At 57.8% G+C, this 12,352-nt stretch carries 10 protein-coding genes; 9 read left to right on the plus strand and 1 reads right to left on the minus strand.

Annotation, left to right across the window (positions count from 1 at the left end; translation table 11 throughout):
- Nucleotides 1-10 precede the first annotated feature (10 nt).
- Genes ACFER_RS03125 through argH form a run of 4 tightly spaced genes read left to right on the plus strand, consistent with a single transcriptional unit; the run spans nucleotide 11 to nucleotide 4,836 of the window.
- Nucleotides 11-1,201 (plus strand): aspartate aminotransferase family protein, encoded by a 1,191-nt coding sequence (locus ACFER_RS03125; RefSeq protein ID WP_012937981.1) that lies wholly within the window; start codon nucleotides 11-13, stop codon nucleotides 1,199-1,201.
- Nucleotides 1,202-1,219: 18 nt separating this feature from the next.
- Nucleotides 1,220-2,161 carry an ornithine carbamoyltransferase gene (argF, locus tag ACFER_RS03130; protein WP_012937982.1) on the plus strand — a complete coding sequence of 314 codons (942 nt, stop codon included), beginning with the start codon at nucleotides 1,220-1,222 and terminating at the stop codon, nucleotides 2,159-2,161.
- Nucleotides 2,162-2,197: 36 nt separating this feature from the next.
- Nucleotides 2,198-3,418, plus strand: coding sequence for an argininosuccinate synthase (locus ACFER_RS03135; protein ID WP_012937983.1), 1,221 nt, complete (start codon nucleotides 2,198-2,200; stop codon nucleotides 3,416-3,418).
- On the plus strand, nucleotides 3,418-4,836 hold the full coding sequence (gene argH / locus ACFER_RS03140; RefSeq protein WP_012937984.1) for an argininosuccinate lyase: 1,419 nt from the start codon (nucleotides 3,418-3,420) through the stop codon (nucleotides 4,834-4,836). Before ACFER_RS03135 ends, argH begins: the two co-directional genes overlap by 1 nt.
- Nucleotides 4,837-4,933: 97 nt before the next feature.
- Here the strand turns inward: argH and ACFER_RS03145 are convergent, their stop codons facing one another.
- Nucleotides 4,934-6,190, minus strand: coding sequence for a M20 metallopeptidase family protein (locus ACFER_RS03145; RefSeq protein ID WP_012937985.1), 1,257 nt, complete (start codon nucleotides 6,188-6,190; stop codon nucleotides 4,934-4,936).
- 153 nt (nucleotides 6,191-6,343) lie between these two features.
- Between ACFER_RS03145 and cdaA the strand changes: the two genes are divergently transcribed.
- From cdaA to ACFER_RS03170, 5 genes are all read left to right on the plus strand, one after another.
- Nucleotides 6,344-7,213 (plus strand): diadenylate cyclase CdaA, encoded by an 870-nt coding sequence (cdaA, locus tag ACFER_RS03150; protein ID WP_012937986.1) that lies wholly within the window; start codon nucleotides 6,344-6,346, stop codon nucleotides 7,211-7,213.
- Nucleotides 7,200-8,168, plus strand: coding sequence for a CdaR family protein (locus ACFER_RS03155; RefSeq protein ID WP_012937987.1), 969 nt, complete (start codon nucleotides 7,200-7,202; stop codon nucleotides 8,166-8,168). The genes cdaA and ACFER_RS03155 overlap by 14 nt, the downstream gene beginning before the upstream one ends.
- Nucleotides 8,149-9,750 carry an NAD(P)/FAD-dependent oxidoreductase gene (locus tag ACFER_RS03160; RefSeq protein ID WP_148213908.1) on the plus strand — a complete coding sequence of 534 codons (1,602 nt, stop codon included), beginning with the start codon at nucleotides 8,149-8,151 and terminating at the stop codon, nucleotides 9,748-9,750. The genes ACFER_RS03155 and ACFER_RS03160 overlap by 20 nt, the downstream gene beginning before the upstream one ends.
- A gap of 130 nt (nucleotides 9,751-9,880) precedes the next feature.
- The gene (locus ACFER_RS03165) at nucleotides 9,881-10,810 is read left to right on the plus strand and encodes a manganese-dependent inorganic pyrophosphatase (RefSeq protein ID WP_012937989.1); all 930 of its coding nucleotides are present in this window, start codon (nucleotides 9,881-9,883) and stop codon (nucleotides 10,808-10,810) included.
- Nucleotides 10,811-11,134: 324 nt separating this feature from the next.
- Entirely contained in the window at nucleotides 11,135-12,343 is a 1,209-nt protein-coding gene (locus ACFER_RS03170; protein WP_012937991.1) for an NADP-dependent isocitrate dehydrogenase, read from the plus strand.
- The last annotated feature ends 9 nt before the right edge of the window (nucleotides 12,344-12,352 follow it).

Raw genomic sequence — 12,352 nt, forward strand, 5'->3', positions numbered from 1 at the left:
AGCGCGAACAATGGATACGAAAGAAATCATGGATACCACGGAGAAATATTATCTCCCGGTCTTTGGACGGAGCCCCATTGCCCTGGACCATGGGGAAGGGGTTTACCTGTACGATACGGACGGGAACAGATACACGGATTTTCTGGCGGGTATCGCGGTGAACGCCCTGGGGTATGCCTATCCTCCTCTGGTGAAGGCGGTCAGCGACCAGGCGGCCAGGATCATGCACGGCTCCAACCTGTTCTATTATGAAATCCAGGCCAAAGCGGCCAAACAACTTTGCGAAGTGACCACCTTCGACCGGGTGTTCTTCTGCAACAGCGGTGCGGAAGCCAACGAAGGGGCCATCAAACTGGCACGGAAATACGGCCACAGCAAGGCCCCCAAAAAGTTCAAGATCATCACCGCCAGGGATTCCTTCCATGGGCGCACCATGGAAACCCTGACGGCCACCGGCCAGGACCACTACCATGAAGGACTGACTCCCCTGCCGGAAGGGTTCGTGTACGTGCCCTTCGGGGATACGGCAGCCATGGAAGCGGCCATGGATGATGAGGTGTGCGGGGTACTGCTGGAACCGATCCAGGGCGAAGGGGGCGTCCATGTGCCTCCTGCCGGCTATCTGGAAAAGGTGAAGGAACTGTGTGAAAAGCACGATGCCCTGCTGATTTTCGATGAAATCCAGACCGGGGTGTGCCGGACCGGCTACTGGTTCGCCTGGATGCACAGCGGTGTGAAACCGGATGTGCTGACCCTGGCCAAGGCCATCGGCGGCGGCTTCCCCATGGGGGCCTTCCTGGTCCAGGAAAGACTGGCCCATGTGTTCGCACCCGGGGACCATGGTTCCACCTTCGGGGGCAACGCCCTGTCCTGCGCTTCCTGCTATGCGGCCATCAAGGCCATGAAGGAAGGGGAACTGGACAAAAAGGCAGGGGAAACCGGGGCCTATTTCAAGAAGGGACTGGAAGCCCTGAAGGCCAAGTATCCGGACAAAGTGACGGATGTCCGGGGCCTGGGGCTGATCCTGGGACTGGAACTGGCCAAACCCGGCGCGTCCCTGGTCCAGGGAGCCCTGAAGAAAGGGTTCATCATCAATTGCACGGCGGGGAATGTGCTGCGGTTCGTGCCTCCGCTGATCATCGGAAAAGAAGATATTGATGCACTGCTGAAGGGATTGGATGAGCTTCTGGCAGAATTCTGATAAAAAAGAGGGTATATTATGGCTTTAAGAAACAAGGATTTGATTTCCATCCATGATCTGTCTGTGGGGGAAGTGGCCACCATCCTGGATGTGAGCAGAAAACTGAAGAAAAAACAGAAACTGGGGGAACCCCATGAATATCTGAAGGGCAAGACCCTGGCCATGATCTTTTCCAAAGCCTCCACCCGGACCCGGGTGTCCTTTGAAACCGGCTTCCATCAGCTGGGGGGCCATCCCATTTACATGAGTGAAGCCACCTCCCAGATCGGACGGGGAGAACCGGTGAAGGATACGGCCCGTGTGCTGTCCCGTTTCGTGGACGGCATCATGATCCGGACTTTCTCCCATGATGCGGTGAAGGAACTGGCGGATTACGCCACGGTGCCGGTGATCAACGGCCTGACGGACCTGCTCCATCCCTGCCAGGCCCTGACGGACATGTTCACCGTCCTGGAATACAAGGATGTGCTGAAGGGCCGGAAGCTGGTGTATGTGGGGGACGGCAACAACATGGCCCATTCCCTGATGTTCGCCTGCGCCAAGGTGGGCATGAACATGGTCTGCGCCAGCCCCAAGGGCTACCAGCCGGATCCTCATATCGTAGCCCAGGCCAGGATGGATGCGGCCATTACCGGCTGCACCATCACCGTCCAGGAGGATATGGAAGACGCGGCCAAAGGAGCCGATGTGCTCTATACGGATGTGTGGGCCAGCATGGGTGAGGAAGCCCAGCGGGAAGAACGGAAAAAGGCCCTCCACGACTACCAGATCAACCAGCATCTGCTGGACCTGGCCCGTCCGGACGCCATGGTGCTCCACTGCCTGCCCGCCCACCGGGGAGAGGAAATCACCGATGATGTGATCGAAGGACCCCAGTCCGCGGTATTCGACGAAGCGGAAAACCGTCTCCATGTGCAAAAAGCCATTATGGCCTTGCTGATGAGTGACGCTGTGCTGTAAAATAAAAGGATAGAACAAATAAAGGAGAGACCTGCAATGGATAAAAAAGACATCAAAAAAGTTGTCCTGGCCTATTCTGGCGGCCTGGACACCTCCTGTATCATTCCCTGGCTGAAGGAAAACTACAACAACTGTGAAGTCATCACCGTAACGGCGGATATCGGACAAGGGGAAGAAGTGGCTCCCGTCCATGACAAAGCCATCAAATCCGGGGCCAGCAAGGCCTACATCCTGGACCTGCGGGACGAATTCCTGAGAGAATACGCCTGGCCCATGGTGAAATCCGGCGCCGTTTACGAAAAGAAATACCTGCTGGGGACTTCCATTGCACGGCCCATCATTGCCAAATACCTGGTGGACATCGCCCTGAAGGAAGGGGCGGACGCCATTGCCCACGGGGCTACCGGCAAGGGCAACGACCAGGTCCGGTTCGAACTGGGCATCAAGGCTCTGGCTCCCCAGCTGAAGGTAATCGCTCCCTGGAGAGAATGGAACATCAAATCCCGGGATGACGCCATCGACTATGCAGCCGCCCACAACATTCCGGTGCCTGTCACCAAGAAAAAGGACTACAGCATGGACCGGAACATCTGGCACCTGTCCCATGAAGGCAGCGACCTGGAAGATCCCTCCAACGAACCCAAATCTGAAATCTACATCATGAGCCAGACTCCGGAAGCCGCTCCGGACAAGGACGAATACCTGACCCTGGACTTTGAACAGGGGGTTCCTGTGGCCGTCAACGGCAAGAAGATGGAACCGGTGGAAATGATGGAAACCCTGAATGAAATCGGCAAACGGAACGGCATCGGCATCGCCGACATGGTGGAAAACCGGCTGGTGGGCATGAAGGACCGTGGGGTTTACGAAACTCCCGGCGGCACCATCCTCTACTACGCCCACAACGAACTGGAAAACCTGTGCCTGGACCGGGCCACCTACAACTATAAGGAACAGATCGGCATCCGGTATGCGGAACTGGTCTATGACGGCATGTGGTTCTCTCCTCTGCGGGAAGCTCTCCAGGCCTTCGTGGACGAAACCCAGAAGACCGTCACCGGTACCGTAAAGATGAAACTGTACAAAGGCAACATCATCACCGCCGGCAGCACCAGCCCGTACTCCCTGTACAGCAAGGAATACGTCACCTTCGGGGAAGACGAAGTGTACAACCAGGCCGATGCCCAGGGCTTCATCAACCTGTTCGGTCTGCCGCTCACCGTAAGAGCACTGATGAAACAGGGGAAACTGAAATAATGAGCAAGACGAAACTGTGGGGTGGACGGTTCAGCAAGGATACCAATGCCCTGGTTGATGCCTTCAACGCGTCCATCGATTACGACAAACGGCTGTACCATGAGGATATCCGGGGGAGCATCGCCCATGCCCATATGCTGGCCAAGGTGGGGATCATCAGCCAGGAGGATGCGGCAGCCATCGAAAAGGGACTGAAGGAGATCCTGGCAGAGATCCAGGCCGGGAAATTCGACTTCAGCACCCAGCTGGAAGATATCCACATGAACATCGAGGCGGCCCTGACGGACAAGATCGGGGACGCCGGGGCCCGGCTCCATACGGCCCGGAGCCGGAACGACCAGGTGGCCCTGGACATGCACATGTACATGAAACGGGAAGTCACCGAAATCATGGATCTGCTGATCGCCTTTGAGGAAGCCCTGCTGACCATGGCGGAAAAGCACCTGAAGACCCTGATGCCCGGGTATACCCATCTCCAGCGGGCTCAGCCCATTACCTTTGCCCATCATATGCTGGCCTACTTCAACATGCTCCGCCGGGATTTCCGCCGGCTCCAGGGCGTGTGGGACGGGGCGGACATCATGCCCCTGGGGGCCGGTGCAGTGGCCGGGACCACCCTGCCCATCGACCGGTTCCAGGTGGCGGAAGAACTCCACTTCTCCCAGGTGTACGGGAACAGCATGGATGCGGTCAGCGACCGGGACTATGTGCTGGAATTCCTCAGTTTTGCTTCTCTTTTGATGATGCATCTGTCCCGGCTCAGTGAAGAAATGTGCCTGTGGTCTTCTACGGAATTCGGGTTCATCGAGCTGGATGATGCTTTTGCCACCGGCTCTTCCATGATGCCCCAGAAGAAGAACCCGGATATCTCTGAACTGGTCCGGGGGAAGACCGGCCGGGTGTACGGCCACCTGACGGCGCTTCTGACCACCCTGAAGGGTTTGCCCCTGGCCTACAACAAGGACCTGCAGGAAGACAAGGAAGGGTTCTTCGATGCCATCGACACGGTGAAGTTCTCTCTCCAGGTGTACCGGGACATGATCCTGTCCACCAAAGTGAACAAGGAACGGATGGCGGAAGCAGTCCACAAGGATTATTCCAATGCCACGGACCTGGCGGACTACCTGGTGCGGAAGGGGATGCCCTTCCGGAAAGCCCATGCGGTGGTGGGCAAAGCGGTGGCCAAGGCCATTGCCGAACACAAGCTGCTGGGCCAGCTGACCCTGGAGGAATACAAGGAAATGAGTCCTCTGTTCGAAAAGGATCTGCTGGAATGCCTGAAACCGGAAAACTGCGTGGCGGCCCGGACCAGCTACGGCGGCCCCGCTCCCCAGAACAACGCCAAACAGGTGGAATTGGGAAAAGAAGCGGTGGAAGAACAGAAAAAAGTGCTGGAAGAATTGAAAAAGAGGATATGAAAAAGAGCTGTGAAGAAATGAATTTCTCATTTCTTCACAGCTCTTTTTTGACAGCTGACTGTTGACAGGGGTGTGAAAGTTATTTTCACACCCATCTTTATACATTCCTCCTGGCCAGCCGCTCCACCGGTTCCGGGTTGGGGGTGAATTCCGGGTCGAAGTCGGTGTTCAGGAAGGCCAGGGCGTAGGCTACGCCCATGGCGGCACCGGTCATGAGCCCCCGTTCATCCATGTCGAATTCCGGAGTGTGGTGGTTGGCGCCGCAGCCTTTTTCCGGGTTGGCGATACCGGTGAAGGCCAGTACCCCCGGGTATTCCTGGAGGAACAGAGCAAAGGATTCGGAGGCCATCCAGGGCTGGGGATCCTGGAGGGCGTCCTTCCCCAAGGCATCTTCCACGGCCTTCCGTCCCAACCGGGCACAGGCCGGGTTGTTCCGGGCCTCGAACAGGGCTTCGGGCATGTGCTGGATTTCCGCTTCACAGCCGTAGATTTCCGCATTGCCGGCCAGGGCTTTTTTCAGGAAGTCTGCAAAGGGTTTTCCGGCTTTTTCGTAGCTGAAGAACCGGGCGGTGCCTCCGAAGGTCAGGTCTTCCGGGATCACATTGTATTTTTCTCCGCTGTGGACGAAGCCCAGGGAGAAGGTGAGACATTCGAAGGGATCCACCTTCCGCTGGCGGAATTCGTTCAGCTGCTGGTACAGGGCGGCGAAACAGTCCATGGGGTTGTTGGCCAGGTCCGGCCGGGCTCCGTGGCCGAAGGTGCCTTTCAGCCGGATCACAAAGGAACAGCCCCCTCCCATGACGGCCCCCGGGGTAATGGAAACTTTCCCGGCAGGCAGGTCCCAGCGCACATGGGTGGCGTAGCAGCCGTCGATGGTGAGGCCGGATTCTTTTACGATGTAGGGGAGCAGGTTCTGGATGTCCCCGCTTTCTTCTTCCCCCCGTTCAAAACACAGCACCACTTTGCCGGAAAAGGCCTCTTTGTGGGCCGCCAGGATCCGGCCGGCGGTGAGCAGCATGGCCATGTGGCCGTCGTGGCCGCAGGCGTGGGAGACTCCGGGCACATGGGACAGGCAGACTTTCTTTTCTTTCAGGTTCTCCGGGCTTTCGGCAATGGGCAGGGCATCGGTGTCCGCCCGCATGAGCAGAGTCTTTCCGGGTTTTCCGCTGTCGATGATCCCCAGAAGACCCCCGTCGGGCACGTTGACGGTGGGGATCTCCAGCTCTTTCAGATAGGCTTCCAAAAAGGCGATGGTGTTCACTTCCCGGCAGCTCAGCTCCGGGTTTTCATGGAAATGGCGGCGGAGCCGGACGGTTTCCGGAAATTCGGCCCGGGCCAGGGCAAGGATGTTCATAAGCAGGTTCCTTTCTGTGCAAATGGGATTTGCCCACAGTATACCACGAATGATTGTCATTTTTTCGTCTTCATCGTATAATTATCATATTATATTGTAGGTGAATTTCTGTACCATTTCTGATAGAGAAACCTGCCAGAAGGAGGACAAAGTATGGGAGGACATGTGATTGGCCTGCTCCACACCATTACCATGCTGGATGTGATCGACATCCTGGTGGTGGCGTTTTTTCTCAATAAGCTGTACCAGATGCTGAAGAATACCCGGGCGGCATCCCTGGTGAAAGGGCTGCTGATGCTGCTGGTGATCATGCTGATCAGCAAATGGCTGAACCTGTATGTGATCAACTGGATCCTGGAAAAATTCATGACTATAGTGATGTTTGCTCTGCCCGTGGTGTTCCAGCCAGAACTCCGCCGGGCACTGGAACAGATCGGCCGGGGGAAACTGTTCCGCCGGAGCACGGTGCTCAATGAAATGCAGGTGGAAAACATGCTGGAAGCGGTGGCCACCACCGCTGACGACCTGAGCCGGAACAAGATCGGGGCCCTGATGGTGTTCGAACGGGAAACGGGACTGGACGACTACATCGAAACCGGGATTCCCATCGATGGTCTGATCAGTACGGCCCTGTTTGAAAACATCTTCATCCCCAACACCCCCCTCCACGATGGGGCGGTGATCATCCGGGGGGACCGGATCGCGGCGGCCAGCTGTCTGCTGCCTCTGACGGAAGCACGGAACCTGAGCCAGGAACTGGGCACCCGGCACCGGGCGGCCATCGGCCTTTCGGAACAGACCGATGCCCTGGTGCTGGTGGTCAGTGAAGAAACCGGGACCATTTCCCTGGCCCGGGGCGGTGCTCTCCAGCGGTACCTGACCCACGGGGATGTGAAGGATCTGCTGCGGCCGGTGATGAAGACCCCCATGCTGAACTGGAAGGACACCATCCTGGCCAAGCTGGGGAAGAAGCACCCATCCTCTGATGACCAGAAGGGAGGCGGCAGCCATGGTGAAAAATAATCAGAACCCCAACCGGAACTCCTGGCTGATGCGGATCATGTCCGTGGTCTGTGCCTGCATCCTTTGGGTCTATGTGATGAACGAACAGAATCCCATTACCACCAAGACCTTCCAGGTGCCTCTCACGGCCCAGAACCTGGCGGAGGACATGGTGGTGAAGGACCTGCCGGAAACGGTGAGCGTGAAGGTCAGTGGGACCCGGTCCCAGATTGCCGTGCTCCGGGAAGGGGACATCAAGGCCTTCATCGACTTTACGGATGCCCCCAAGGGGCGGAACACCTACAACGTCCAGGCCACGGTGAAGGTGGGAGAAGTGGCGGAAGTGAACCCCAGCCTGCTCCAGCTGGAAACTGATTCCCTGGCGGAGAAAACCATGACCCTGGAACCCCGGATCGTAGGGGTGCCCAATAGCGGGGTCACAGTGAGCCAGATGGATCTGGCCCCCACCAAGGTGACCATCAAGGGGGCCAGCGGACGGATCTCCCAGGTGGACAAGGTGCTGGTGATGGTGGATATCAGCCACCACGACCGGAACTTCTCCACGGAAGCCACGGCTGTGGCAGTGGACCGGACCGGACGGGAAATGTATGATGTGAAGGTGGTGCCCGGGAAGATCAAGACCACGGTGACCATTGTGCGCCAGCTGGGAACCAATGATTTTCCGGTGAAGGCCAATATGTCCGGGAAGCTGCCGGACGGGGTCACCATCAAGAGCGTGAAGATCACCCCGGATAGCGTGCGGCTGACGGCGGAACCCAAGGTGCTGGGGGGCATCCGGGAAATCCTCACCGCCCCCATCGTCCTGAACAACATTACCAGTGACGTGGAACTGAAGATGCCGCTCCAGATCCCGGATCAGGTGCTGGCGGATCAGCACAGCGTCATTGTGGAAATCACCTTGCAGAAAGGAACGGAACAGCAGGATGGCAAAGCCAGTGGAAATCAGAATCAATAATCTCCGGGTGGGGCTGGACAGCAGCCATACCCTGGAACAGATCATCGGGAAGAAGTACCATCTGGCCCCCCGGGCCATCCGGCAGGTCCAGGTGGTCCGGAAGGCGGTGGATGCCCGGCGGAAAAGCAGCATCTGCCTGGTGTACCATGTGCGGGCCCGGGTGGAAGCAGCGGCCGGGGTGCTGGACCGGCTGCTCCGGGATCCCCAGGTGAGCCTGTGGCAGGAAAAACCGGAACCGGCGCCGGTGCTGGGAACGGAAAAACTCATGGGACGGCCGGTGGTAATCGGCCTGGGACCGGCGGGCCTTGTGGCGGCCCTGGAACTGGCCCGGCAGGGGTACGCACCTCTGGTGGTGGAACGGGGCCGGGACCTGCAGCACCGGGTGAAGGACGTGGAAACCTTCTGGAAAACCGGGAAACTGGATCCGGTGAGCAATGTGCAGTTCGGAGCCGGTGGCGCCGGGACCTTTTCCGACGGGAAGCTGACCACCCGGGTCAACGACCCCATTATGGGCCATCTGCTCCGGACCTTTGTGGAAGCCGGGGCCCCGGAAGAAATTTTGACGGAACAGAAACCTCATGTGGGCACGGACAAACTGCGGCTCATGGTCACCGGGCTGATCAGCCGGATCAAAAAGGCTGGTGGCGAGATCCGGTACGAGACCCAGGTGACGGATTTCCGGGTGGATCCGGAGCGGGGGCTGACGGCGGTGGAACTGAATGGCCGGGAGTGGCTGGATACCAACGGAGTGATCCTGGCCTGCGGCCACAGCGCCCGGGACACCTATGAGACCCTGCTGAAACGGTCCGTCCATCTGGAGGCCAAGGCTTTTGCGGTGGGAGTACGGATTGAGCATGAACAGGCTCTGATTAACCAGGCCCAGTACGGGAAGTTCGCCAACCATCCCAAACTGGGAGCGGCGGATTACGCTTTGATCTTCCACGACAAGGAAACCGGACGGGCGGTGTATTCCTTCTGCATGTGCCCCGGGGGCCAGGTGGTGGCTTCCGCTTCGGAACAGGGAGGCCTGGTGGTCAACGGCATGAGCCCCTTCAAACGGGATACGGGCCTGGCCAACAGCGCCCTGGTGGTGAGTGTGGACCCGGGGGATTTCCCGGCGGGACCGCTGGGGGGCATGGAATTCCAGCGGAAGTATGAGCATCTGGCCTGGCAGGTGAGCCGGGATTACCGGGCACCGGCCCAGAGCAGCCGGAGCTTTGTGGAGAAAACGGCGCCGGATTTGAAGGTGGGCTTCCGTCCCAGCTACCGGCCGGGGCTGGTGCCGGCGGACCTGCGGAAGATCCTGCCGGATTTCGTGATCGAATCCCTGGAGCACGGGCTGGCGGATTTTGAACGGAAGCTGCCCGGGTTCAGCACCCGGGGGCTGATGATCGGGGTGGAGACCCGGACTTCGGCTCCGGTGCGGATCCTCCGGGGAGAGGATGGCCAGTCGGTGAACTGCCGGGGGCTGTATCCTACGGGAGAAGGGGCCGGCTACGCCGGAGGCATCATGAGCGCCGCCATGGATGGGTACCATCAGGCCAGAAGGCTGATGGGGAGGTTTGCGGTACCGGAGGAATAGGATGCGGCTGAGGGGCAGCCGAAGGCTGCGTTTTCATTCAATGCAAAATGCCTGTGGCGTTTTGCTTCCACGGGCTCCCGGGACTGTGGTATAATATATCGGTTCAAGTAAAATACAAGGAGATGCTTTTATGGAAAACATCATCATCACCGGGCACAAGAACCCGGATACGGACTCCATCTGCTCTGCCCTGAGCTATACCTGGATCAAGGGCCAGCTGGGCGAAAAGGTCACTGCCTGCCGGGCCGGGAACGTGAACCCGGAAACCCGGTTCGTGCTGGATTACTGGAAAGTGGACGCTCCTGCACTGGTGGAAAAGGTGGAAGAAGGCCAGAAGATCATCCTGGTGGACCACAATGAAATGAGCCAGGCTGTGGACGGGCTGGACAAGGCGGATCTGGTGGAAATCATCGATCATCACCGGCTGGGCGGCATCGTCACTTCCAACCCGCTGTTTGTCCGGATGCAGCCGGTGGGCTGCACTGCCACCATCCTGTACAATGTGGCTGTGGAAAACAACCTGACCCTGCCCAAAGAAATCGCCGGGCTGCTGTTCTCTGCCATCAGCTCCGACACCCTGTACTTCAAGTCCCCCACCACCACGGAAAAGGACAAGGAAGCTGCTGGTGCCCTGGCCAAGATCGCCGGCATCGCTGATCCCCAGGCCTATGCCCTGGAAATGCTCCAGGCCGGTTCCGCCATCAACTCCATGACCGCTGAAGAAATCTGCCATGGGGATATGAAAGAATTCGACTTCCCCCAGGGGAAAGTCACTGTGGCCCAGGTGAACGTGATGAACGGGGAAGCCGCCAAAGCCAAATGGCCGGAACTCCAGAAAGCCCTTCAGGCCATGGTGGATGGCGGGGAAGCCGACACCAGCCTGCTGATGGTCACCGACATCATGGACGAAGTCACCGAACTGCTGTGGGCCGGGAAGAACCAGGACATCCTGGACAAAGCCTTCGGCAAGGCCGAAGCCGACGGGCATTACCATCTGCCCAAGGTGCTGTCCCGGAAGAAACAGATCGTACCGCCGCTGACGGATGCGTTCAAAGGATAAGAAAAAGAGGCTGTTGCATGAGCAACAGTCCCTTTTTTTGTCAGCTGTCAACGGTCAACGGTCAGCAGCTGATGGAAATCAATTTTTGCAAATTGAATTTGAAACAGCATAAACTGTAGGGGGCACGCAACCAGGCTGGCGAAGCGCTGGGCCTGCGCCCCCTGCGATTGGGGAGAAGATGCCCACCTGACCACTGAATTCCCCACCCATAAATTTATCCGATACCTGCCCTCGGATTTTTTGTATGTTTCCTTTTTTCCTGACTGTGGTATCATAAGGACAGATATGGATGTGCTTGTTTTGCAGTTGGAAAGGAGTGTTCCCATGGCTGATAAAATCCAAATGAAAACCCCGCTGGTGGAAATGGACGGGGATGAAATGACCCGGATCCTGTGGAAGATGATCAAGGATATCCTGATCCTTCCCTATGTGGACCTGAAAACGGAATATTATGACCTGGGGATGAAGCACCGGGATGATACAGACGACCAGGTGACCATCGATTCGGCCCTGGCAACGAAAAAATACGGGGTGGCGGTGAAATGCGCTACTATTACGGCCAATGCAGCCCGGGTGAAGGAATACAACCTGAAGAAAATGTGGGCCAGCCCCAACGGTACCATCCGGGCCATCCTGGATGGAACGGTGTTCCGGAAACCCATTATGGTGAAGGGCATCCGGCCCCTGATCCCCACCTGGGAAAAGCCCATTACCATTGCCCGGCACGCTTATGGGGACATCTACAAGAACACGGAAATCCGGGTGGAGGGCCCGGCCAAGGCGGAACTGGTGGTCACCGGGGCGGACGGGAAGGAAACCCGCCGGACCATTATGGACTTCCAGGATGCAGGGATTGTCCAGGGGGTCTACAACACGGACAAATCCATCAGCAATTTTGCCCGGTCCTGCTTCAACTATGCCCTGGAACAGAAGGAAGATCTGTGGTTTGCCACCAAGGATACGGTGTCCAAGATTTATGACCATCGGTTCAAGGATATTTTCCAGGCCATTTATGACGCTGATTACAAAGAAAAATTCGAAGCCGCCGGTATCGAATATTTCTACACCCTGATCGATGATGTGGTGGCCAGGGTGGTCCGCTCCAAAGGAGGCATGATCTGGGCGTGCAAGAACTATGACGGGGATGTGATGAGCGACATGATGGCCACCGCTTTCGGCAGCCTGGCCATGATGACTTCCGTGCTGGTGTCTCCGGACGGCTGCTATGAATACGAAGCGGCCCATGGCACGGTACAGCGCCATTACTACCGGTATCTGAAAGGGGAAAAGACCTCCACCAACCCGGTGGCCACCCTGTTTGCCTGGACGGGAGCCCTGCGGAAACGGGGCCAGCTGGATGGGCTCACGGATCTGGCAGACTTTGCGGACCGGCTGGAAAAAGCTACCATCCAGACCCTGGAAGAAGGAATCATGACCGGGGATTTGGTGGCCGTATCCACCCTGCCGGACAAAAAGAAGGTCAACAGCGAGGAATTCCTGGAAGCAATCCGGGAGCGGTTGGAGGAAAGATAAAAGGGGGCT

Source organism: Acidaminococcus fermentans DSM 20731 (genome assembly GCF_000025305.1).
Taxonomy (GTDB): Bacteria; Bacillota; Negativicutes; order Acidaminococcales; family Acidaminococcaceae; genus Acidaminococcus; species Acidaminococcus fermentans.